The following is a 568-nucleotide window of genomic DNA, read 5'->3' as shown; positions in this document are numbered from 1 at the left end:
CGAGGTGATCGCGACCGGGACACGCCCAGGCCCTCGGGCTGGTGGAACGGACCGGTTGAGGAAAGTCCGGGCTCCCCAATGGCCAGGCTTGCTGGGTAACGCCCAGTGCGGGTGACCGTGAGGAGAGTGCCACAGAAACACACCGCCGATGGCCCTTCGGGGATCAGGCAAGGGTGCAAAGGTGCGGTAAGAGCGCACCAGCAGCATCGAGAGGTGCTGGCTCGGTAAACCCCGGCTGGGAGCAAGGCCTAGGAACAACGGTTGGCCATGACACCCGTTCCGCTTTTCTTGCGCCGCTTGAGGCCATCGGTAACGGTGGTCCCAGACAGATGATCGCCCCCGCGAAAGCGGAGAACAGAACCCGGCTTACGTCCTGCTTTCACCCCAATGAACGCTGAGCGCCACGCCCAACTGCTGCAGTTCCTTCAAGGCCTGGGCCTGACAGCCCACGCGGAGATGGACCTGGAGCGGCTGGATGAGGCCCTCACCCACACCTCCGCAGGGCTCAGCGTCAACCACGAAAAACTGGAATTTCTTGGCGACGCCGTCCTGCGCCTAGCGGCCTCGG

Annotated in this window: 1 protein-coding gene and 1 other RNA gene; both read left to right on the top strand. The window is 64.1% G+C overall.

What is annotated here, in order from left to right; all coding sequences use genetic code 11:
- An RNA gene (rnpB, locus tag JYP50_RS21650) (RNase P RNA component class A) lies at window positions 1-384 on the top strand; the annotation flags it as partial.
- Between the two features lie 3 nt (window positions 385-387).
- A partial coding sequence (locus tag JYP50_RS21645) for a hypothetical protein (protein WP_277602603.1) occupies window positions 388-568 on the top strand: 181 nt, incomplete at its 3' end.

The sequence above is a fragment of the Parahaliea mediterranea genome (assembly GCF_017255185.1).
Lineage (GTDB): Bacteria > Pseudomonadota > Gammaproteobacteria > Pseudomonadales > Halieaceae > JAFKCZ01.
The sequence above is the reverse complement of the archived record's forward strand: the minus strand, read 5'-3'. Positions and strand labels throughout refer to the sequence as shown.